The organism is [Borrelia] turdi (assembly GCF_030439285.2).
Taxonomy (GTDB): Bacteria; Spirochaetota; Spirochaetia; order Borreliales; family Borreliaceae; genus Borreliella; species Borreliella turdi.
Genome location: NZ_CP124018.1, coordinates 170,159 through 193,015 on the forward strand (window position 1 = coordinate 170,159; position 22,857 = coordinate 193,015).

Annotated in this window: 27 protein-coding genes; 8 read left to right on the forward strand and 19 right to left on the reverse strand. The window is 28.5% G+C overall.

Annotation, left to right across the window (positions count from 1 at the left end; translation table 11 throughout):
- Positions 1–9: 9 nt before the first annotated feature.
- The gene (locus QIA31_RS01340; RefSeq protein ID WP_301393925.1) at positions 10–387 is read right to left on the reverse strand and encodes a TraR/DksA family transcriptional regulator; all 378 of its coding nucleotides are present in this window, start codon (positions 385–387) and stop codon (positions 10–12) included.
- Between the two features lie 164 nt (positions 388–551).
- Between QIA31_RS01340 and infA the strand changes: the two genes are divergently transcribed.
- Positions 552–773 (forward strand): translation initiation factor IF-1, encoded by a 222-nt coding sequence (infA, locus tag QIA31_RS01345; RefSeq protein ID WP_006433515.1) that lies wholly within the window; start codon positions 552–554, stop codon positions 771–773.
- A 45-nt stretch (positions 774–818) separates the two neighbouring features.
- On the opposite strand, the gene QIA31_RS01350 is transcribed toward infA, so the two are convergent.
- The 10 genes from QIA31_RS01350 to mnmE form a co-directional block, all read right to left on the reverse strand.
- Positions 819–2,825 (reverse strand): SH3 domain-containing protein, encoded by a 2,007-nt coding sequence (locus tag QIA31_RS01350; RefSeq protein WP_301394456.1) that lies wholly within the window; start codon positions 2,823–2,825, stop codon positions 819–821.
- Positions 2,819–3,406: a tetratricopeptide repeat protein gene (locus QIA31_RS01355; RefSeq protein ID WP_151073746.1), complete on the reverse strand. Its 588-nt coding sequence runs from the start codon at positions 3,404–3,406 to the stop codon at positions 2,819–2,821. The genes QIA31_RS01350 and QIA31_RS01355 overlap by 7 nt, the downstream gene beginning before the upstream one ends.
- Positions 3,388–4,374, reverse strand: coding sequence for a vWA domain-containing protein (locus QIA31_RS01360; RefSeq protein WP_301393928.1), 987 nt, complete (start codon positions 4,372–4,374; stop codon positions 3,388–3,390). Before QIA31_RS01360 ends, QIA31_RS01355 begins: the two co-directional genes overlap by 19 nt.
- Positions 4,371–5,372, reverse strand: coding sequence for a vWA domain-containing protein (locus tag QIA31_RS01365; RefSeq protein WP_301385476.1), 1,002 nt, complete (start codon positions 5,370–5,372; stop codon positions 4,371–4,373). Before QIA31_RS01365 ends, QIA31_RS01360 begins: the two co-directional genes overlap by 4 nt.
- Positions 5,359–6,258: a hypothetical protein gene (locus tag QIA31_RS01370; RefSeq protein ID WP_301393930.1), complete on the reverse strand. Its 900-nt coding sequence runs from the start codon at positions 6,256–6,258 to the stop codon at positions 5,359–5,361. The genes QIA31_RS01365 and QIA31_RS01370 overlap by 14 nt, the downstream gene beginning before the upstream one ends.
- Positions 6,259–6,264: 6 nt before the next feature.
- Entirely contained in the window at positions 6,265–7,137 is an 873-nt protein-coding gene (locus tag QIA31_RS01375; RefSeq protein ID WP_301393931.1) for a DUF58 domain-containing protein, read from the reverse strand.
- 14 nt (positions 7,138–7,151) lie between these two features.
- The gene (locus QIA31_RS01380; RefSeq protein WP_151060537.1) at positions 7,152–8,144 is read right to left on the reverse strand and encodes an AAA family ATPase; all 993 of its coding nucleotides are present in this window, start codon (positions 8,142–8,144) and stop codon (positions 7,152–7,154) included.
- Between the two features lie 65 nt (positions 8,145–8,209).
- Complete coding sequence (gene rsmG, locus QIA31_RS01385) at positions 8,210–8,836, reverse strand: 16S rRNA (guanine(527)-N(7))-methyltransferase RsmG (protein WP_301385479.1); 627 nt, start codon at positions 8,834–8,836, stop codon at positions 8,210–8,212.
- The gene (mnmG, locus tag QIA31_RS01390) at positions 8,833–10,698 is read right to left on the reverse strand and encodes a tRNA uridine-5-carboxymethylaminomethyl(34) synthesis enzyme MnmG (protein ID WP_301385480.1); all 1,866 of its coding nucleotides are present in this window, start codon (positions 10,696–10,698) and stop codon (positions 8,833–8,835) included. Before mnmG ends, rsmG begins: the two co-directional genes overlap by 4 nt.
- Before the next feature lie 2 nt (positions 10,699–10,700).
- Positions 10,701–12,095, reverse strand: coding sequence for a tRNA uridine-5-carboxymethylaminomethyl(34) synthesis GTPase MnmE (mnmE, locus tag QIA31_RS01395; RefSeq protein ID WP_301393933.1), 1,395 nt, complete (start codon positions 12,093–12,095; stop codon positions 10,701–10,703).
- Positions 12,096–12,177: 82 nt separating this feature from the next.
- Between mnmE and QIA31_RS01400 the strand changes: the two genes are divergently transcribed.
- Genes QIA31_RS01400 through csrA form a run of 5 tightly spaced genes read left to right on the forward strand, consistent with a single transcriptional unit; the run spans position 12,178 to position 16,486 of the window.
- Positions 12,178–12,672 carry a flagellar protein FlbF gene (locus QIA31_RS01400; protein ID WP_301393936.1) on the forward strand — a complete coding sequence of 165 codons (495 nt, stop codon included), beginning with the start codon at positions 12,178–12,180 and terminating at the stop codon, positions 12,670–12,672.
- A gap of 11 nt (positions 12,673–12,683) precedes the next feature.
- On the forward strand, positions 12,684–14,567 hold the full coding sequence (gene flgK / locus QIA31_RS01405; protein WP_301393938.1) for a flagellar hook-associated protein FlgK: 1,884 nt from the start codon (positions 12,684–12,686) through the stop codon (positions 14,565–14,567).
- A 2-nt stretch (positions 14,568–14,569) separates the two neighbouring features.
- Positions 14,570–15,844: a flagellar hook-associated protein 3 gene (locus tag QIA31_RS01410; RefSeq protein WP_151060531.1), complete on the forward strand. Its 1,275-nt coding sequence runs from the start codon at positions 14,570–14,572 to the stop codon at positions 15,842–15,844.
- 1 nt (position 15,845) lies between these two features.
- On the forward strand, positions 15,846–16,238 hold the full coding sequence (gene fliW / locus QIA31_RS01415; RefSeq protein WP_301393942.1) for a flagellar assembly protein FliW: 393 nt from the start codon (positions 15,846–15,848) through the stop codon (positions 16,236–16,238).
- Between the two features lie 2 nt (positions 16,239–16,240).
- Complete coding sequence (gene csrA / locus QIA31_RS01420) at positions 16,241–16,486, forward strand: carbon storage regulator CsrA (protein ID WP_151060529.1); 246 nt, start codon at positions 16,241–16,243, stop codon at positions 16,484–16,486.
- On the opposite strand, the gene tsaB is transcribed toward csrA, so the two are convergent.
- From tsaB to infC, 6 genes are all read right to left on the reverse strand, one after another.
- Positions 16,470–17,123: a tRNA (adenosine(37)-N6)-threonylcarbamoyltransferase complex dimerization subunit type 1 TsaB gene (tsaB, locus tag QIA31_RS01425; RefSeq protein ID WP_301393944.1), complete on the reverse strand. Its 654-nt coding sequence runs from the start codon at positions 17,121–17,123 to the stop codon at positions 16,470–16,472. The genes csrA and tsaB overlap by 17 nt on opposite strands.
- Positions 17,116–17,529: a tRNA (adenosine(37)-N6)-threonylcarbamoyltransferase complex ATPase subunit type 1 TsaE gene (gene tsaE, locus QIA31_RS01430; RefSeq protein ID WP_301393947.1), complete on the reverse strand. Its 414-nt coding sequence runs from the start codon at positions 17,527–17,529 to the stop codon at positions 17,116–17,118. The genes tsaB and tsaE overlap by 8 nt, the downstream gene beginning before the upstream one ends.
- Entirely contained in the window at positions 17,526–17,786 is a 261-nt protein-coding gene (locus QIA31_RS01435) for a hypothetical protein (protein WP_301393949.1), read from the reverse strand. Before QIA31_RS01435 ends, tsaE begins: the two co-directional genes overlap by 4 nt.
- 214 nt (positions 17,787–18,000) lie before the next feature.
- Complete coding sequence (gene rplT / locus QIA31_RS01440; protein ID WP_151060525.1) at positions 18,001–18,348, reverse strand: 50S ribosomal protein L20; 348 nt, start codon at positions 18,346–18,348, stop codon at positions 18,001–18,003.
- A gap of 20 nt (positions 18,349–18,368) precedes the next feature.
- On the reverse strand, positions 18,369–18,569 hold the full coding sequence (gene rpmI, locus QIA31_RS01445; RefSeq protein WP_151060524.1) for a 50S ribosomal protein L35: 201 nt from the start codon (positions 18,567–18,569) through the stop codon (positions 18,369–18,371).
- Between the two features lie 22 nt (positions 18,570–18,591).
- The gene (infC, locus tag QIA31_RS01450; protein ID WP_301393951.1) at positions 18,592–19,152 is read right to left on the reverse strand and encodes a translation initiation factor IF-3; all 561 of its coding nucleotides are present in this window, start codon (positions 19,150–19,152) and stop codon (positions 18,592–18,594) included.
- Positions 19,153–19,304: 152 nt separating this feature from the next.
- Between infC and QIA31_RS01455 the strand changes: the two genes are divergently transcribed.
- Positions 19,305–19,958, forward strand: coding sequence for a hypothetical protein (locus QIA31_RS01455; protein WP_301393953.1), 654 nt, complete (start codon positions 19,305–19,307; stop codon positions 19,956–19,958).
- Between the two features lies 1 nt (position 19,959).
- A complete protein-coding gene (locus QIA31_RS01460) occupies positions 19,960–20,700 on the forward strand; it encodes a hypothetical protein (protein ID WP_301394457.1) in 741 nt (246 codons plus the stop codon).
- A 60-nt stretch (positions 20,701–20,760) separates the two neighbouring features.
- Here the strand turns inward: QIA31_RS01460 and QIA31_RS01465 are convergent, their stop codons facing one another.
- Together QIA31_RS01465 and QIA31_RS01470 are read right to left on the reverse strand one after the other, a co-directional pair.
- Positions 20,761–21,570 carry a TatD family hydrolase gene (locus QIA31_RS01465; protein WP_301393955.1) on the reverse strand — a complete coding sequence of 270 codons (810 nt, stop codon included), beginning with the start codon at positions 21,568–21,570 and terminating at the stop codon, positions 20,761–20,763.
- The gene (locus tag QIA31_RS01470; RefSeq protein WP_301393957.1) at positions 21,567–22,706 is read right to left on the reverse strand and encodes a tetratricopeptide repeat protein; all 1,140 of its coding nucleotides are present in this window, start codon (positions 22,704–22,706) and stop codon (positions 21,567–21,569) included. Before QIA31_RS01470 ends, QIA31_RS01465 begins: the two co-directional genes overlap by 4 nt.
- Positions 22,707–22,857 lie beyond the last annotated feature (151 nt).

Here is a 22,857-nt window from a genome sequence, read left to right on the forward strand (position 1 = left end):
TAAAATGCCTCATCTTCTGCTCTTTTTTTCTTTTTTTGTCTGACAACTAATACATAAAAAAGCATAAGGAATTGCCAAAAGTCTCTCCCTAGCAATTTCTTTTTCACAAGCCAAGCACTTACCATAAGAATTTTGAGAAATTCTATAAAGAGCTTGATTTATTAAATTCAACTTTCTCTTTTCAATAAAGCCTAATGCTTCAAGATTATTTCCATCCATATTATCAAAAGCAATATCAACAACATCCTTTGGATACATATCATTATTGATTATTTCCTTTTTGCTATTTTCTACAGACTTAATAGAATCTAATATCTCTCTTTTTTCTGCTGAAAGAAATTTCTTTATCTCTTCAATAAATTCATGCTCAGAACTAGCTTTTTGCATGATACCTCCCTATAAATTACATTTTTAAAAAACTTCGTGTAATTATATACACAATTTCTTATAATGTAAACAAACAATAATGCTTTTATTCTTAAAAAGAACAATTGAAATGATATGTTTAATCATGTAAAATTTATCCTATTAGAGAAAATACGGAGGTTGTCTTGAATATTAAAGAAGAAGCTATTGAAACTGAAGGAGTTGTAAAAGAATCCCTTCCAAATACCATGTTTAGAGTAGAACTTAAAAACAAACACATTGTACTTGCCCATCTATCTGGCAAGATGCGAAAACATTTCATAAAAATAGTTCCCGGCGATAAAGTAAAAGTTGAACTTTCCCCTTATGATCTTACAAAAGGTAGAATAGTATACAGGGAAAAATAAAATTAAACCCTTTAAAAAGATTAAAATCGTTGTAAATATTTATTTTTAAATTAAATCATCTTTTAATGACACAATAAAATTTTTATGAATCCAGCCTTGAAGTCCGTAGCTTGTTTCAATAAGAACAAAATTGTCTTTGCTGTCAAGGATATAAACACTAGCATTTCCTTTTAAAAATCTCCAACTTCTTGAAAAATTGTCAGGAACTTTATAAAGAGAAACTAAATCACCTTTAATTATTCCTACCTCAGATTGTTGCTCAGAATAAAAATAGTATGTTTCAAATATAGTAAAACAAACCGCAGAAAAAAGTAAAAATATAATTATTTTTTTTAAATTTTTTGCCCAAAATCTATAAGAAATAGATACGACTAAAAAATTTATTAAAAATAAGCTAATAATAAAAAAAATATTAGAAAAGATAAAACTATTGTTACGAACATTATCCGTAATTCCATTTTTAGTTTCAATCAAATCAATAACCTTATAGGGGGCGTCATTATTTGGAGAAGCCAAAAATGCTTTATAAGCTGAATAAATAGCATCAAAATCTCTATCCATTTTACTTAAAACAAGAGCTCTATTTAGCCAAAGCCCTGAATAATTTGGATATTTTTTAAGAATATTATCAATCTTGATAAGTGAAGCATCATAATTTTTAGTATTATAGTTTTCAATCATATCATTTATATTTCTTTCTGACAATAAACCATCATCTACGGCATTTAAACTAATGCCCGCAGCCAATATTAAAATAGCCAATCCAAAACTTGATGCTGCAAAAAATTTTTTATAGTTAATCAAAATGGCTAAAGATAATAAAAATCCTGGAATCAAAAGTAAATAATAGTATGGAACAAAAAATAAAAAAGTTTTATTTTTGTAATTCAAAATATCAGAATAAGATAACAGCTTAACATCAGAATCTACATTATTTTGAATTTTGTTTACGCTATTAAACTCCCCCGAGTATTCGTACTTCAATTTTTTTCCTTTAAGAGTATAAACTGTCCCATTATCGGGATTTAAATAATTAAAATCGCCAATATTCAGAAATACACTGCCTTCAGTACCAGGCTTAACTGTATAAATTTGAGAAATACTGCCCTTATACCCGCTTTTAGTAGGCTTAAAATTATAATTTTTCTTTTTATTAAGAATTTTAGAATTATAAGTCTCAATCTCTGGAAAGTAAAAATGTGGGAAATTCCCCTGACCTGTAATCTTTATTAAAATAGTAAATATATCTTGCTCAATTGCTGAATAAGTCGGAGTCTCATAATCAATTCTAAAAGTTCCCACCGCTAAAGATTTAACCTCTTTGGGAATCGGTTTAACTTTTAATAAAAGCTCAGGGGTCTCCCTAACAAGGCCAGAATCAATATTAAAAGAAAAACTGGGAATCAAAACGCTTTTTGAACCCTTAAGAGGAGTTAGTACAAAGTTATAAAAAGGTACATCTAGAATTTCTTTATTATGAAAAGTTCTATATTTAATATCTCCAAATATAGGCATCTTTTCAATCATTGCATCCTTAATAGCAGGCAAAAATCCAGACATTTCATTAGAATTACTATCTGAAAACCAATTTGAACGCAAAACAAGCCCAATACTTTGATATTCATAAACCTCTTTTTTATCAAAATCCCAATATAAATCAACTGGCAACCCAAAAGAATTTATTTCATCAGCTCTTAGCACGCTAACTTCAACCTCTGAGGATAAATAAAAATCACCTTTATAAATTACTTTTAATGGTGGAATCTTAATAAATCCTAGACTCTCAAAAAGATATTCAACTTTAATCTCAACAAAAGAAAGGTTATTATTATCAGTTATCCTGGATATTGATAAAACATTAGAATTGGATTTAACTTCTTTATTTATTTCAACTTTTAGCAAACTTATATCAATATCTTGTAAAGGATTGTTAAGCTTTACAATCTGAATAAATTTGTCACCCTTTAAAACTTTAATATTAGTAATAAAATCAATACCCGTAAGTGAATAAAGTCTTGCGATTGAAAAAAAATAAATAAAAAATATTACCAATCTTCTTTTGAAACAACTAGGCTCTCGTCTATTTTTCTCAACCATACAACCCTCTCAAGATTTTCAATATACCTTAAAAAATTTTCATTACTTTCAACGAAATTTTTACTTTTTTCTACACTTAAAGAATTAAAACTATCACGCACTGTTCGTTTTTTTATTATTGTAAGTTCAAGATTATACTTAGCATTATAACTACTAGGATCAATTTTTAAAGCCTCCTTAAAAGCCATCTCGGCCTTATGATAAAGCCCTTGATTATAGTATATTATCCCCTCGTTATAATTGACATTAAAATTTAAAAAAATATCATTAGTCTTCTTTGCATAAGATAATATCCTAAGAGAACTTTCATATTCGCCTAAAGAATAGTATACAATACCAAGATTGTAATATCCCCAAGCAGAATATTTTTTATCCTCTACAAGATTATAATAATTTGAAATTGCATTTTGATAATTTCCTCTAACATATTCGTAATTCCCAATAGCCATTAAAGACATAGACTTAACATTCGAACAAGACAAAAAACCTAAACACAAAAAGTAAGCATATAAAACTGCTAAAAAGTTTCGTCCCACTTTATAATCCTGACAAATAAATACATAAAAATAAACAACAACGAAATAACTAAAAAAATTTTATACCTTGATACATCAACGAGTATAATATCATTTGATGTTTTTCTTATTATACCATTTCTTATATCATCGACAACAAAGTTGATCCCTTTTAAATATAAGTTATAATATGATCCTTTAAGAGAAGAGGTAAGAAGAAGTAAATTTCCTTCATTTATTACAGTTTTAACAGTATTCCCATTTTTATCTTTAATAACTGAGTTTTGATCAAATAAAACCGGATTACTCCCCCCAATTCCAACTATAAAACTTTCCAACTTTAAATTATTGACAAATTTAGAAAACCTATAATAATTACTTTCTCCCCAATCATCACCATCTGTTAAAATAACTAAAAAATTATAATAAGAATCATCCTGTATATTAGAAATTACACTAAAAACAGCATCTCCTAAAAAACTTCCAGGAGAACTTATTAAATCGGGCTCTATATAATTTAACATCTTGTTTAAACTGGCCTTATCCTTAGAAAAAGGCAAAACCAATAAAGACTTGCCTTTAAAAATAGTAAGAGAATATTCTGCATTCTCAAAATTACTTAAAATTAAACTAATCATATTTTTAGCACTCTCAAGTCTATTAATAATTTTACCTTCATCTATACTTAACATACTACGAGAAATATCAAAAATAAAAGAAATTCTCAATTTACTCCTTTCGTCCTCAACAGCTCTTTGTCCCCAAGAAATATCCAATATAGATAAAATTAAAAAAATTAAGCTAAAAATAAAAAACATTGTCATGAGAACTTTTTTAATGTAGTAATTTTGCATATAAGAATTGTCTCTATACATAAAGCTTAAGGTTTTAAAAAACGGAATATTTCGTTTAAAATCAAACACACATATAAAAAAAATCCACATTAAAATTAAAAAAAAGTATAAAGCACTATAATTATTTATACTCATAGTATCTCTTTTAAGAAAATTTTTGAAAAAATAAAATAAATAAGCAATAAACAAAACGCTAAAACTAAAAATTCTTTATAAATATCTTTATTGTCCACGGCTATTTTAATCTTTCTCTCTAAACTTTCTTTTTTTGAAAAATCTTGAATTGCAAATTGAAAAGAAAAATCATCATTAACCGAATAAAAAAGACCTCCCGTTTTATTTGAAATCTCAACAAGCATACTAGGATCATAAACCTCTTTAAGACTTCCTTGATAAAATTTTCCAGATCTTAATTTAAACTCAACACTAAATTCTTCAGAACTTCCAATACCAATAGAATAAATCTTAATATTTAAACCTTGAGCAAGGTTAATCACTTGATCTTTATAAATCTCATCTGAATTGACAACCCCATCTGTTAAAACCACTATCGATCTTTTGAAGGCTTCAGAATGCTTTAAATGAGACAACGCAATAGAAATACCCAATCCTAAAGCAGATCCATTGCCAAGATCCATAATATAAATATCATCTAGCTTTTTATTAAAAAAATCCCTATCCGTTGTTATAGGCACTACTATTGAAGCATCTTTTGCAAAAGCTACCAAGCCAATATTATCATTTTCGCGTTGAGAAACAAAACGTTTAATCAATTCTTTTGAAAACTCAAGTCTATTCTTAGAAGAAAACTCAACAGCTCCCATACTAGGTGATATGTCAAGAACAATGACAATGTCAGCACCAGCGCTAAGGTGTATCATCTTTTTTTTTGAAACCGAAGGACCTGCTAAAGCAAACACCATAGCCATTGCGGCTAAATACAAAAAAGAATAAGTAAAAAAATACATCAAATTTAATTTATAATCCTTAAGCTTTAAAGAATTAAAATTACCATAAAGTGATATTGGAAACTTTATCTTACCCCCTCTATTTTTAAAAAAATGATTAAAATAAATTATTAAAGGAAAAATTACTAATAAAAATAAATACAAGGGCTCATTAAATGTTAGCATTAGAACCTCTATTAAATTCTTCAAAATTCGATGCTGCAGTTCTTAAATCATCTAAAACAAACGACAAACTATCAAATACTAAATCAACGCCACTAAATTTACTAAAATCAGAAAGCCTTAAAGTATTAATAAAAGTTGAACGAATCTCGTAAGGAACCTTAAGATCTTGCAAAATTACAGAAATTTCTGTTGTAGTAATCGCATTAAAATCAAAACCTGTTTTTTTAGACAAATAAACTCTTAAAGAAGAATTTATTAAATTATAAAATGTACTCTGATCTCCACCTTCTTTAACATATTTAGATAAAATAACAAACTGTTTCTGCAATACTTTATAAGGCTTTCTAAGTCCATGCTTAACTATCAAGTAAATTAAAAGCCTATTTAAAAGCTTTAAAAGCTTAATAATCAAATAAGGAATCAAAAACAACACAAAAATGAATAAAAACAAATAAGCACTTGTTCCAGGAATAAATAAAACGCCTTCTATATTTTTAATTTTAAAATCAGAATTATTAGATACTAGTTTATCTGTATTGATTTTTATATTCTCTAAAACAACCTTTTTTTTCTTACCATTGCTAATTACATCCCCAATATAAAGAGAAGGAAGAGAACTACTTCCAATATAAAAAGAAACAAAATTAACTATTATTTCATTTGTTACATCATTAAAGCTAATTGAATTTACTTCAACAAATTCATCTTTAATCTCTTTAAAATCAATAGGAAAAAACTCTTCATCATCATTTAAAATTAATGAAACTTTAAAATCAACAGAATCACCCACATAATAACGAGTTGGCATAAATATTTCATTCTTTATTTCATAAGAATGTAAAAATAAAGTTAAAAAAAGAAAAAGATTTGAAATAATTTTCTTCAAAATCTATTATCCCTTTTTAAGAAGAATTTTAAGTTTCTTAAAAACATCTTCTTTAGTATCAATTTCAATAAAACTAATATTTTTTTTAATACACTCTTTTTTCCATTTTATTTTATCAAGTGTCCAATAGTTTTTATAACCACTTAATGTTAACTTGCTAAACCCTGAAACTAAAAAATTTTCTCCAGTTTCAATGTCCTCGCAAATCAAAGTTCCAATTTTAGGAAAATTTTCATCAAAAAAATCTGAAATTCTTATAGCAACAACATTATGTCTCTTACTCAAAACATTTAAAGATTTAAAATAAGCATTCGCCTTAAAATCAGAAATAATTATAACTAAAGATCTTTTTTTATAATATTCTGCTGTATTTTTAAAAATATAAGCTAGGCTGCTACCCGGCTTAAGATTTCTATTGATTGTTTCACTTAAAATCAATCCCAAGTGTGAATGGCCTTTGCTAGAAGGTATAAACTTGTCTGTTCCGCTTGAAAAAAAAGTAACACCTATTTTATCATTATTAAAAAATGCCATATGTGCAAAAATAGAAACCAACAAATCCTGAACATCCTTTTTATTTACTTTATCTCCTAAGCTCATAGAAAGAGAATTATCAACTAGAAGATGAAGATTTATTCCTCTGTCTTCTTTGAAAACCTTTGAAAAAATACTATCGGCTTTTGAGCTCACATTCCAATCAATAAATCTAGCATCATCAGAATCCTCATAAGGCCTAAATTCATGAAACTCAAGACCAAGTCCTTTAAAAATTGAACGATAGCCACCAAAATTAAGCTCAGAAAGCATTTTCCTTGAAAAGAACTTTAAAGATTTTATCCTGGTTTTAGTACTACTATTTAACTCATTATCTTGCATCATTTAAAAATTATTTCCTAAGGAAGAGCTACAGCAGAAAGAAGCATTCTAATAATATCGTCAATACTCATTTCCTCTACTTCTGCCTCATAAGATGGAGTAATTCTGTGCCTTAATACACTGTAAGCCACAGCTTTAACATCTTCTGGTAAAACAAATATTCGCCCCTCATAAAGAGCATTAACACGAGCACACTTTAATAAACTAAGAGAAGCCCTGGGAGATGCACCAAATTCAATATATTTAGCAAACGGATAAGTTTTTTTATCTCTCTCGCGAGATGCCGAAATTAAAGTAACAATATAAAGCATTATTTTGTCATCAACTTTTACCCTGCCGACCGTTCTCTTAATGTCAGCCAACGAATAAGCATTCATAACCTTTGCAACTTTAATATTTTCAAGACGCCCATCTACTGAGAATATTTTCAAAAGCCTTACTTCATCTTGCACTGATGGATAATTAACATTAACTTTTAATAGAAATCTATCAAGTTGAGATTCTGGCAAATTATAAGTCCCTTCTTGTTCTATTGGATTTTGAGTAGCAAGAACAAAAAACGGATCTGGAAGTCTATGAGTTTCATCCCCAAGAGTTACTTGTCTTTCTCCCATAGCCTCAAGAAGAGCAGACTGAACTTTTGCAGGAGCCCTATTAATTTCATCTGCTAAAATAACATTTGAAAATACTGGGCCTTTTCTAACTTTAAAAGTCCCTGTAGCACTTTTATAAACCATATTACCCGTAAGATCGGATGGCAAAAGATCTGGGGTAAACTGTATACGCTTAAACTCAAGATCAAGAACATCAGATACAGTTTGAATTGCAAGAGTCTTGGCAAGACCTGGAACCCCTTCAAGCAAAACATGCCCTTCTGTTAAAAGCCCCATTAAAATAGCATCAATCATCTCCTTTTGACCAAGAACCCTACTTGCAACCTCTCTTCTAAATTTATTTATCAAATGTAATGCATTTTCTACTTCTGAATCTATTTGAAAACTACTTTTCATAATACTCCTAGTCAAAATCACTCTAAAATATAGATTGAACCTAAACAGATAATAATATTATCTGTTTATCTGTAAAGCAAAACCAAATTTCTGTCTAAGCTTAATTTTGAATTTAAAGATTTTACTTCTATTTTACTAAATAAGTCTTTAATTTGATTGACTTCAAGGTTAATTTTATCAAATTTACCTTTATATGCCATAATTAAGCCCCCATTCTTTAAAAGATTCTTTAAAACTATCGCATATTCATTCATGCTTCTAAAAGCTCGAATTGTAATAAATTCATACTTCTTTTTTTCTCTTTCAATCTCATATTCTAAAATTTTTACATTTTCTAAATCAAGTTCTAATTTTATCATTTTCAAAAAAGTAGACTTTTTTTTACTTCTCTCTAAAAGATAATACTTTCTAGAAGTATCAAAAATAGCCAAAATAATACCTGGAAATCCAGCACCACTTCCAATATCAAGAATTTCAGAAGGATTAATCGCTTTAATAGTGGGCAATCCTAAAAGAGAATCTATAACATGTAGATTAAGAATAGAATTGAAGTTACTATTGCTCTTTGAAATTAAATTAAATCTAGTATTTAAAAGTAAAATTCTCTTTATATATAAATTTATTTTCTGAAGATCCTTATAAGCAAATTGCAAATTATGTTCTAATAAGGCAAATTTAATATTACTTATCATAAAGAAAAATTTAAAACTACCTTATTTTTAGGATTTGAAAAATATATAAACAAAACAGTAATATCCGTATTTCTTATTCCAGGAATTCGACTTGCTTGAGCAAGAGTAGCTGGTTGAACCTTAGAAAATTTTTCTCTAGCTTCTCTTGAGAGACCCTCAATAATCTCGTAATTAAAATCCAATGGAAGCTTAACAAGCTCAAGATTATGAAGTTTTTTAATCAAATCTTTTTGCCTATTAATATAACCTTCATATTTAATATCTAATTCAACTTGCTCTAAAATTACTTTTGAATCACTTAAACTTGGATCAATCTTTATCAAATTATCTAAACTAATAGAAGGATCTTTTAAAATATGGTAAAAATCTTTACTAACATGTTTTTTTAATTGTTCATCAACAACATCTTTTAAGCTAAGACGCCTTTGCTTTAAAAGCTCTTTTATCTCTTCAACTCTCCTTTTCTTAAAAAGATACTTTGAATATCTCTCCTCATCAACAAGTCCAAGATCATATCCAATCTTAATCAAGCGCTTATCACTAGTATCGTGCCTTAAATTAAGTCTGTGCTCAGCTCTAGAAGTAAACATTCTGTAAGGCTCTTTAGTACCTTTAGTAACAAGATCATCAATAAGAACTCCAATATAAGAACTAGTTCTTGTTAAAACCATTGGCTCTTTATTTTGAAGTCTAAGAGCTGCATTAATTCCAGCCATTAAACCTTGAGCTGCTGCTTCTTCATATCCTGAAGAGCCATTGGTCTGACCTGCTATAAAAAGCCCCTTAACTCTTTTACTCTCAAGATTTGGATAAAGTTCAATTGGATTTATATAGTCATACTCAACAGCATAACCAGGCCTTGTAATAATAGCATGCTCAAGACCTTCAATGCTATTAATCAATTTTTGTTGAATATTCTCAGGCAAAGAAGAACTAAGGCCATTAAGATACATTTCTTCCGTATTAAACCCTTCAGGCTCAATAAAAATTTGATGTCTGTCTTTATCTTTAAATTTTACTATCTTATCCTCAATAGAAGGACAATATCTTGGACCATTACCCACAATCTCGCCAGAATAAAGAGGTGATAAATGCATATTTTCACTAATTATTTCGTGAGTTCTTTTATTAGTATAAGTTACATAACATGAGAGCTGAGATTTATCTAACTTGCCATTTGAAAAAGAGAAAGGTATGATGTCTGAATCTCCAAATTGAACCTCAGTCTTTGAAAAATCCACACTTTTTTTATGAATTCTAGCTGGAGTGCCTGTTTTAAGCCTACCCATTTCAAATCCAAGGCCAAGCAAAGTTTTGTCAAGCCCATAAGCAGAAAATTCAGCAAGCCTACCCATATCAGCTCTATACTCACCAATAAATATTTTACCTCGAAGAAACGTCCCTGTTGTAAGCACAACCACTCTTGATTTAAACTTATTACCCCTCTCTGTAACAACACCTTCAATTTCATTTCTCATAGAATTAAGAAGAAAATCAACAACTGTATCTTGGAAAAGATCAAGATTATCTTGACGCTCTAAAGTTTCTTTAGCCTTGGTTTGGTACATTAATTTATCAGCTTGGGCGCGTGGAGCTTGAACTGCAGGACCACGACTTTTGTTTAAAACTCTAAACTGAATCATACTAAAATCAATAATACGACCCATTTCTCCGCCAAGAGCATCGATTTCTCTAACCATATTACCCTTAGCAAGCCCACCAATAGCGGGATTGCAAGAAAGCTTTCCGATTGTATCTAAATTTTGAGTAATCATTAAAGTTTTAAAATTCAATCTTGAAAGAGCAAGCGCAGCTTCAATTCCCGCATGACCTCCTCCAATAATAATTGCGTCAAAATCCATATTTATTTCCCCAAACAAAAATTCTTAAACATATTGTCAAGAACATCTTCACTACTAATTTCTCCTGTTATTTCACCCAAACAGTTGACAACTTCATAAGCATCAAATGCTAACATATCATAACTCACTTGACGCTCAATTTTACTCAATAAATCTAAAATTAAAGCATAAGCTTTCTCTAAAAGTTGCATCTGCCGTCTTGACGATATTATTACATCATCAACACCAAGCTCTACTCTCTCATAAGAAATTAATTCCTTTATTTTGTCATAGAGAATATCTATTCCTTCTAAATTTTTAGTACTAATCATTATTAAATTTGAAGAATTTAACACGCTCGAACGAACAAATTCCTCAGTAGATTTATTTATCTTTAAATCTATCTTATTTAAAACAAATAATACTTTAATATTAGATTTGTTTGAATCAATAAATAAAAAATCATCTCTTGTTAAATCTGAACTAACATCAATAACATAAATTACTAAAGATGCTTCCTTTATTAAAGAATTACTTTTTTCAATTCCTAATCTCTCAACAAAATTATCAGCATCTCTAAGACCCGCTGTATCAAAAAGATTAAATAAAATACCATCAAGCTCAAAACTTGCTTCAATATAATCTCTTGTAGTACCAGGATCTGAAGAGACAATTGATCTATCTTTTTTGAGAAACAAATTAAATAACGAAGACTTGCCAGCATTAACAGAACCTGCTAAAACCAAGGTAACACCACAATCAATTTTTTCATAAACTCTATAAGAATTAATTAATTTTTCAAGCTCAGCCTTGCTATTTAAAATTAAGTCAAAAGGGATGTTAATCTCGTAATCATCAACCTCATAATCAAGATAAACACTAATAGCCGAGAGAAAATTTAAAATACATTTTTTTATTGCATCTATTTTAACAAATAAAGCTCCAGAAAGTTTATTAACTGCAAGAGAATAAGTTTTATTAGTCTTGGCAAAAACAATCTCATTAATTGCTTCTGCTCTTGTAAGATCAATTTTTTTAGCAAGAAATGCGCGTAAAGTAAATTCACCAGGCTCAGCCATCCTAAACCCACTTTTTAAAAACAAATCTATAATCTTTTTAATTCCAATCACAGAACCATGAGCTATAACTTCAATAGAATCTTGCCCCGTAAAGCTCTTTGGTGCTCGATACAAACACACAATAACTTCGTCTACCTTGCAATTGTTCTCATTATCTAATATATAACCATAATGAATCGTATTCCCAGATGCTGAATTAAGAGCTGCATGATTTGAAAAGATTTTAGAAAATTTAGAAATAGAAAAAGATCCACTGCTACGTATCACACATAAGGCACTACTTAAAAGGGGAGTTGCAAGAGCTACAATGTCATCATCTTTTTCAAAAAACTTACTCATACCTTAATGTATTATAACACAATAAAAAAACAAAGTTGATTTGTAAATATATTTATAATGGCTTATAATTAATTTTATAAAAATGAAAGCAAAACTTGAAATTGAACTAAGAGATGTCTTGAAAAAAGAACTTCTCTTAGTAGAAGAAGTATATAAGTCATACTTAAAAATAAAAGAAAATATCGACAATAAAAATGAAATAGAACTTAAAGAGATCGTAAACGAAACAAAAATATCACTTGAAAGTTTTAAAAAAATTGAAAGCAAAAGAGACGAAATTTGGAAAAAATTTACCAAAAATGAAAACTTTAAATCAACTTACGAAGCTGTAGAAAAATTAACTACAATTCATAAAAAAGAAATATACGACTATATACACAAATTGAAAATTGGAATACTAAATATCAAAAATTTAAACTGCATAATACAAAACTATGTAAACACATCTCTTGACATGTTAGCAATAATATTTCAAGATATCCAAGAAAGTGTAGAAAATGTAACTTACAAAAACCCTTACGGGCCAAAAATTGGACGCTCAAACGAAGCTTCCATTTTAATAAATAAAAAACTTTAAAGGAGTTTAGAGTGGATTCAACATTCTCAGGAATAGAAATTGGCAAAAGAAGCTTATTTGCAAATAAAGATGCAATGAATACAGTTGGGCACAATTTATCCAATGCTACAAAGCCTGGATATTCAAGACAAAGAGTAACAATGAAAGCCGAAATTCCTCTTTATGCTCCACAAATAAACAGAGCTAAAAAACAAGGGCAATTAGGTCAAGGAATTGTAGTGCAATCTATAGACAGAGTAAAAGACGAGCTACTTAACACAAGGATCATTGAAGAATCACACCTACTAGGATACTGGACTTCGCAAGATAAGTTTATATCAATGCTAGAAGATGTTTATAATGAACCTGAAGATCAATCAATAAGAAAAAGATTAAATGATTTTTGGGAAAGTTGGCAAGATCTAGCAAATCAACCACAAGGTTTAGCAGAAAGAAAGATAATTCTAGAAAGAGGTAAATCTTTTTGCGAAGTAATGAGAAGTAGATTCCATTCTCTTGAAAGAATTTACGTAATGGCAAACGATGAAATAAAAATTACAACAGATGAGGCAAATAATTATATTAAAAACATTGCAAATCTTAATAAACAAATTGCAAAATCTCAAGCAATGAAAGACAATCCAAATGATTTAATGGATGCAAGGGACTTAATGGTTGAAAAATTAGGCAATTTAATGAGTATATCAATTGAAAATAAACAGGATCCCAATGAATTTTTAATTCACTCAGAAGGAAGGCACATTGTACAAGGTTCAATTGCTAATGAATTCAAACTAGAAGCTACAAACGGACCTACTAGAACTAGATGGAACATTTTATGGGCAAATAATGATAAAGTTTACCTTAAAACGGGAAAGCTGGGATCTTTGCTTAACATAAGAGATAAAGAGATTAAAAATGAAATTGATGAACTGAATAATTTGGCTGCCAACATTGTAGAGCTTGTTAATGAAATACATGAAACAGGGCATGGAATGGACAAAAAAAGCGGAAGAAGCTTTTTTTCTCAAGAATTAAAATTAACTGATGATCGTGGTAGGTATGATACTAACGGAAATGGCCAATTTGATTCCGTTCATATCTTCAAAATTAATAGCACAAACGAAGTATTCCCAGAAGAGAAATTGGGATTTTATGGAATTCTTAAATTTGAAGCTACCAATGGTAATGAGATTATAGAAATACCTTACAATGCTCCAGATACAGTTCGAGATGTACTAAATAGAATAAACAATTCCAATGCACAAGTTACAGCAAGAATTAACTCAGAAGGTAAGCTTGAAATCAAAGCGGTCAAAGAACAAGAAAATGAGAACATAACATTTAGAATCAAACATATAGAAGATTCTGGATTATTTCTAACAAAATATACAGGAATATTAAATGCATCTGGGCCTGAGGGAGCTTATGATTATAAGAATATTGACACAACAGACAAATTAACACCTAAATCTACTTATTCAATCTCACCTCTAAAAAATCCTGCAGCATGGATAAAAGTTGCAGACACAATAGACTCAGATCCTTCAAAAATAGCAGCGGGAATCAAAAATCCAACAAATGAAATATCTATTGGGGATAACCAAGCAGCGCTGAGAATCTCCTCTTTTGGAAATACTCAGATTATGATTGGCAAAAATTTAACACTAAATGATTACTTTGCAAATACAGCATCAAACATAGCAATAAAAGGACAAATATCGGAAATTACAAAAGAAAGCCAATCTCAAATATTAAAAGATTTAACAGATCTAAGAATGTCTATTTCTGGGGTAAATAAAGATGAAGAACTTGCAAACATGATTGAATTTCAACAAGCATTTATTGCAGCAAGTAAATTTATTGCTGTTTCTACTGAACTAATAGACACAGTAATAAATAAAATGGGAGTATAAGCATGATAAATAGAGTAAGCCATCCATTAACATATGAAAATTTAAAAACCTCTGCAGCAGAACAAGAATCTAAGATTACAAGACTTTTAGAAAACTTATACAAAGGCGGCAAAAGAATTGTAAAACTAAGAAACGATCCAACAGGCGTTACTCACGCAATAAGACTAGATAGCGACATATTTAAGCTAAACGTATACATAAAAAATATTGGCACTTCTAAAAGCAACCTTAGATATGCAGAGGGATACTTACAATCTCTTGCAAATATTTTAACACGAGCTAAAGAAATTGCCATTCAAGGAGCAAGCGGAACTTACGAGGCAGATGACAAAAAAATGATATCAAAAGAAGTAAATGCCCTACTCGAAGATGCCATTGCAATAGCAAACGCTAAAGGACCTGATGGATACAGTATATTTTCAGGAACCAAAATTGATAGCGAAGCATTTAAAGTAACTAGAGAGAACAAAATAAGCAAAATAAGCAAAGATGGTGAAGGCCCGCAAATAATTAAAGTAGAATACAACGGCAATCAAGCTGAAAAGAAAACAGAAGTATATAATGAAGTACATATGTCAAATAATTACCCTGGAAATAAAATATTTTTCTTGCAAAACCAAAATATTATCTCATCAATAAACACTAATGGATTTGCCGTAAAAGAAAATACAAAAATTTATATTGACAATATTGAAATAGGATTAACAATAGGAGATACTGCTCTTGATATTGTTGCAAAAATCAATGAATCCTCAGCACCTGTTGAAGCAAGCATTGATCCCGTTTTAAACTCATTGTCTATTAAAACTACAACTCCACACCAAATTTGGATAACAGAAGCAAAAGAATCAAATGTTTTACAAACGCTTGGAATACTTACTAAAAACAATGATACTAAACTACCTCCTTATAACCTTTCTAGCAGTACAGAAGTTAGAAGTAGATCTATTTTCGATGCGCTTATTGATCTTAGAGACACACTTTACAATAATAAAGAAGAGCTTATTGGAAGCAGAAGCCTAGCAGAAATTGATGGAAGCCTAAAAAGACTGTTTATATCCATTGCGGATCTTGGAGCAAAAGAAAATAGACTTGACAGAAGCTACGAAAGAATAAGTAAAGAGACTGCAGACATGAAAGAAGATATGGTCCAATACACCGATATTGATGTAACAAAAGCAATAACTAATTTAAATATGGCAAGCTTAGCTTATCAAGTATCTTTAGGAATCTCTGCTAAAATAATGCAAACAACATTATTAGATTTTATAAAGTAAAATGATAAATGAAAAAAGCATAGAGTTTGATTTTCCTGAAGGAATACTTGGATTTGAAAACATTAAAAAATTTATAATAAAGGACTCTAAATATAAGCCTTTTTCTATTATGCAATCCATTAATAAAGACGTAAGTTTTTTAGTGACATCTCCTTTTAATTTTTTAAGTGAATACTTACCAAATATCAAGAAAAAAGATTGGTTGGACATTAAAGTAAAAACAGAAAATGAAAAAATTATACTATGTATAATCAATATGCATGTTAATAATTATAAAGACATTACAGCTAACCTAAAAGCACCAATCATAATCAACAAAAAAAAATTAATCGGAAAACAAGCTATATGCACAAATGAAAAATATTCACTACGCCATAAAGTTTTCAAGGAATAAAAATGCTAGTATTATCAAGAAAAGTAAATGAAAGTATTAAAATAAACTCTAATATTGAAGTTTTAATATTAGAAATAAAAAAAGATACTGTTAAAATAGCAATCAAGGCTCCTGAAAACATTAAAATATTTAGATCTGAAATTTATGAATTTATTATCGAAGAAAATAAAAAATCAATACTAAAAGGCGGGCACAACATAAGCAAAATTAAAAGTCTATTTAATCATTATTTTAAGAATGAAAATTAACCTCTGCATCACTTTGCCTTATATAAAGCGGTCCCGATAAAATATCATCACTTTTGCTATTTTTTAAGTATTTAGCTATTCCAAGTTCTGTTAAAATTCTCCCAAACGAACTTAAATTTTCAATGATTTTAAATTTATAATTGAATTCCTCAAAAGCATTCTCCAGATTATTCCCAATAAGCACTGAATCTGGATCAATCTGATTTAGATACTCAAACAAATCTTCCTTAGAAAAACACAAAATCTTTCCCATCAATTCACAATTTTTATAATGCCCAAGAAAATATTTACCAGCAGTAAAAGTTAACACAATTACACTGGAACTGTTTTTAGCTAAATTTGCAAAAACATCTAATGTAGAAATATTGACAAAAGGAATAGAAAGGCCCAAAGCAAGACCTTTGACAAAGCTTAAACTAATTCTAAGCCCAGTAAAAGAACCGGGTCCATAGGAATTTATAATTAATTTGATTTGATTAAGATCAATATTATTTTTAGTTACAAAATCATTGAAAATTTTTGGAATACTAAAATTAAAATTTGATTTAAGTTCAAATAATGAAAAATCCTTATTGTTAATTTTGCAATAAACTATTAATGCTTTATATGAAAATTCAAATGCAAGCGTATTAATCATCAAATTCTATAACCCTACCTGAACCGACTATTTTAAAAGTTAAAAAAAATAATCTGTCTTTTGGAAGAACACTTAAAGCAATTTGTGGCCATTCGATAGCAATAATTGAGTTAAGATCCAAAAGTATTTCCAATCCTCCAATAAGTTCAAATTCTTCCAAGGAAAACACCCTATATAAATCAATATGATAAAACTTAAAATCTATAAAATCATAAACATTAACAATATTATAAGTTGGACTTGTAAAATAAGAAATTCCAAGATTAAGGGCAAGTCCCTTTAAAAAACTAGTTTTTCCAGAACCCATATCACCATTTAAAACAAATACTTTACCAATTGGCAAAGGATAAAAAAAGGATTTAGAAAAATTTATCATTTTTTTTTCTGATTTAAATTCTAAAATCAAGGAAGCTTACCTTTAAAATCCAAATCAATTACACGTCTTTTAATTGCAACCATTAACTTTAAAACAGGATAATTCAAAAGATCTATAAAATCAATAGTGACATGCTTTTCTCCTAAGGGCGTAGCTTCAATTACAAACTTTACTTTTTTGATCTCTAGGGTGTCGTTATACTTATAAACAACATCGGCAAAATATACATTTCTGTAATAAATAAAACTCTCTTGCTTTTCAATATTACTAAGAGAAATAAGCTGCACAATAATAATCCTTAAAATAAAGTAAACTCCCAAAAAGCCAACATAAGAATACTTTTATTTAGCGCTATTTTTCAAGGCGGAATTTTTATTCTTAACCTCTGAATTGCTTTTAACTAATCATTGACTAAAAATCCTCAAATTCCTAAATTTGATGAGATGTCGCAAAAAAATAACTCTAATTCTTAAAATTAAACCCTCCAGGAGCTTTGATTTTTCATCTTCTTATTTCTAAAACAATTTTTTTAAAAGCTTCAGCATCTTCAATCGCCAAATTAGACAAAATTTTTCTATTAATTTTTATATTAGACTTTAATAAACCCTCAATAAATCTTGAATAACTAACCCCAGTACCACTTAAAGCGGCAGAAATTCTTGAAATCCATAAGCGTCTAAAATCTCTTTTTCTAGCCTTTCTATCTCTTGTAGCATACATCATGCCCTTTCTCAGAGTATCCTTAGCTTTTTTATAATTACTCTTTTTTGTCCCCCAAAACCCTTTTGTCTTTTTTAAAATTCGCTTACGCCTTGCAACGTGAACTGTGCCGTTTTTAGCCCTAGCCATATCTATCTCCCAAAATTATTTTAACCATAAGGTAATAAAGTTTTAATTCTTTTAACTTCAAAACAAGAAAGATTGCCCAATTTCCTTAAATTTCTCTTACGTTTAGAAGATTTTTTTGTCAAAATATGCCTTAAATTTTGTTTTTTATACTTAACTTTGCCACTTACAGTAAAAGAATATCTTTTTTTTGCACTTTTACGCGTTTTCATTTTGTTTGCCATTTTACCCCCTTTAATTTAATATTTATTTTTTAAACTTCGGCGCTACAATCAAAAACATTGTCTTGCCTTCCATTTTAGCCGCAGACTCCAAAACATAATTCATATCACCTACTTTTTCAAGAATACTATTTAAAATACCATATCCTAAATATGTATGAGCAAGTTCACGACCTCTAAATCTTATTGTAACTTTAACCTTATTACCATCTTTGAGAAAACTTAAAATGTTTTTTGATTTAAAATCAAGGTCATGAGTATCTATCTTAGGCTGCATTCTGACTTCTTTAAGCTTAATTACCTTTTGATTCTTTTTTTGTTCTTTTTGACGCTTTTCTTGATGAAATTTATATTTCCCATAGTCAATAATCTTGCAAACCGGGGGAGATACATTAGGAGAAACTTCAACCAAATCAAGCCCAGCTTCTTTTGCCTTTTTAATGGCATCTTCAATTAACAAAACCTCTTGTGTTCCATTTTCGAAAATAACTCTTACCTCACGAGCCTTAATTCTATAATTAATTTTCAATTCCTTGTCATTTGATCTGGATCTATCCCTATCTCTATTGGCATTTCTATTTATCATCTAAAAAATATGTACTCCTTAATTAATTAATTAATTAATTAATAATTAATTTTAATATACATTCACTAAAAAGTAAATTCTAAGATTTGGTCAATCGATTGATTTAAAAAACATTGATTTAAAAAATATTTAAAAGTAGAATTATACTTACAATGAGTTTATTTTTATTAACTAGTCTACCGCTAATATTAACAATATATATGAATACTCAGCTAAAAGAAAGTAAAACAAAAAATACTCAAGCCCATGTTTTAGCAATATTTTTTGCAATAACAATTTTTTCTTTTCTTTATTTAACTCAAGAATTTATTTTATACAGATCATTTGATTTAAACTACGCATCAAGAATAAGCCTAGGAATTACAATATTTATAAAAGAGCATTTATACTACTACATATTCCCCCTATTAATATTTATGTTTTTTTTCACCCTAAATGAAAATTCTTCATTTAAAAAAAACTCAACAATTCTTATATATTTTACATTCGGACTAATATTTTCTAAAAACCTAGAAATAGCAATCCTAAATAGCAAAATTTTTGGAATCTATGAATATATTGAATTACCAATACTTAATGCAATAGAACTAATAGTTTCATCCATAATCTTTGAAAAGAAAATTGAAAAAGGCCAAAAATATTCAGCAAAAGCATACAAAATTATTCTTTCTCCTATTTTATTTTTAGGATTATTTATTACAACCTTAAAAACATTAATTCTAACCAATATGAGCCTCTATGCCTTCATAATATTTACATCAGCTTTAATATTTATAGCAATTAATAATAAGTATGCTAAAAAATAGTATATCTCCCCCAAAAAAACTCGTTATAATAGCGCTCTTAGCAATCTTAACACAAGGGTGCAAAGAATCTTCCGTTGTTGAAAATCAATTTAATTATGCAATAATTTTCTCGGATGCAACCGAATATTTTTTTGAAATTCAAAAAACTCCATTTATAAAAAATAAAATACTATTTATAAATGACAAAAATTTAGAAATTGTAAAAGACAAACTTAAAACAATAAAAAAAATACTATTAACCCATAAATCAAATAACGAAATACTAAATAACGAAATACTAAAAGATAAAATTTTTCATCTATCAAAAATAAAATTTTCTTTAAAAAAATCTATTGATTTCCTGCTTGATGGAAAATCAATAGATCTCCAAAAAACATTACTATTTAGAGACAAATCTCTGAATAATGAAGACCTTGAATACTTGGAAAAAAAGGGTAAAGAAAAAAATATTAATATCATCCTAATAAACGACCAAAACATATCCTATGTAAAAACATTTATTACTCCCCAAATTAAAACAATAATATTATTCTCTTTAAGAGATAATATTATTGTTTTAAAAAAGATGTCGAATTCGCCTTTTTTGAAAAATATAAAATTTGTATTAATTGGTAATACAAGAAAAGACTTAAAAATTATTAAGCTAAAATATGTAATCACCCTTAAAGAATCTGATTTAATAGAAATAGTAAAAGGCGTTGAAAAAAATTTTCAATACGAGTTTAACATTTATAAACAATAAAAATGATTAAATTTGCAAATAATAATAAAACATGTAAAAAAGTAGCTATAAATAAACAATTTAATGCAACAATAAAATATCTTTAAAACTATTAAATACAGCAATAGCAATATCATTAACAGAGCAATTTTTAATCCTTGCAATCTCAAGACATACATATCCTAAAAACAAGGGCGAATTTACTTTACCTCTTAATGGCACTGGAGCTAAAAAAGGACTGTCCGTTTCTATTAAAATATCATTAGCATTTAACTTGCTAACAACAATCCTTAAAGGTTCTGCATTTTTAAAAGTTATATTTCCTGAAAAAGAAACTTTGAATCCTAAATCAATAAATTTTTTAGCATGCTCATAAGTTCCTGAATAACAATGTAATATACCCCTATTTAAAAAATTTAAAGACCTTACAATATTATAAGCATCATCATAGGCGTCTCTTATATGTAAAATAACTGGCTTTTTATATCTACCAGCCAAATACAATTGCTCTTCAAAAGCTTTAATTTGAAATCCCTTGTTATCTGCCTTCAAATAATCAAGACCCATCTCACCAATGGCAACAACATTTTCGCTAATCAAAATTTTTTCAAGATGTTTAATATCATCTTTAAAATTATCACCTAAATTTAAAGGATGAATACCTGCTGTTAAAAACACATTAGAATAACAGCTTAAAAGATTTTTTCTATCATTAAAATCACTAGGATGTAAACCAACATCAAGAAAATAAGAAAAGCCGTTTTTAAAACATTCATTAATAATATAATTAACATCTAAAGATCTTTTCTTTAATTCGTAAAAATGAACATGTGTGTCTATTAATTTATCAAAAAAAATAGATTTTTCAGTTTCAAGTAAACGTTCCATCATTCCATTTTTTTCCTAAGAGCCGCAAGGTAGTCAATAACAACAATATTTTTCATACCAAGATGCAAAAAACTTGATAAAATATCAACAGCACTTTCAATCTGCCCTAATGCTTCATAACATTCAGCAGCACTAACATATAATACTGAATTTTTAGGATTATTTTTAATTAAACTTTTAATAGCTATTAATGCTTCGTTATATTTACCTTGTTCTTTTTGAATAAGAGCAAGTCCAAGTATAGCAAACATATCAAAATCAACATCAAGAGCTTTTTTATAATAAATCTGAGAATTTTCATAATCATTCAAATAGCGATAAGCATCTCCTACCCTTGTAAGAACCAAATTATTTTTTGGATCTTTTTCAATAATATCAAGCCAATATTTTAAAGCCTCTTTATATTCTTTATTTCCCCTATAACAATCAGCAAGCCCAAAAAGAGCATAAAAATTGTTAGGGGATATTTCTAAAGCCTTTTTAAAAAAATAAATTCCTCTAGTAAATTCCCTTAGCTTCCGATAACAATTACCAATTGAAGTCAATACCCTAACATCAACTTTGGATTGATTTAGCTCATATATTCTAAGCCAATACTTTAAAGCCTCTTTATATTCTTTAAAGTCGTAATATAAATGACCAATCCCTACAAGCGCATAATCATTTTCAGGGATTAATTCCATTACCTTAAGATACGTTTGCTTAGACTTTTGAAAATTTTTTAGTTTCCTGTAAGATGAAGCAACTCTTGTTAAAACCGTTATATTCTCAGGATCATATTTTAAATACTCTTCCCATATGTCTGTGGCTTTTTTATAATCATCCAAACTTCTGTAACAATCTCCAAGCCCAAAAAGAGCATAATTATTGTTTGGGTGCTTTGCAAGACATCTTTGATAATAAACTATTGCTTTATTGTAATTATTCTTCTTCCTTTCAATATCTCCAAGCCCAACAAGAGCATAATTATTCTCATTATCCTTTTCAAGGATATCAGAAAACAAGCTTTCTGCTTCAGAAAGTCTTTCTTCTTTGATCAACTGATATCCTCTTTTTGATTTTTCGGTGACATCAAGAAGTTGACCATCAGGAATGCTTGAGAGATTCTCTAAAACATCCAAAATTTTTTCATTCAACATAAATACCCCTTTTAAATCGGTTTATCAAAGATATAACTTTTAACTATCTTGAACATACCACAAATAAGAATACGCAAAGCTCAATTTATATACAAATATAACAAAACCTAATCTAACTTTAATATCCAACTTAATAACATTCATTATATAA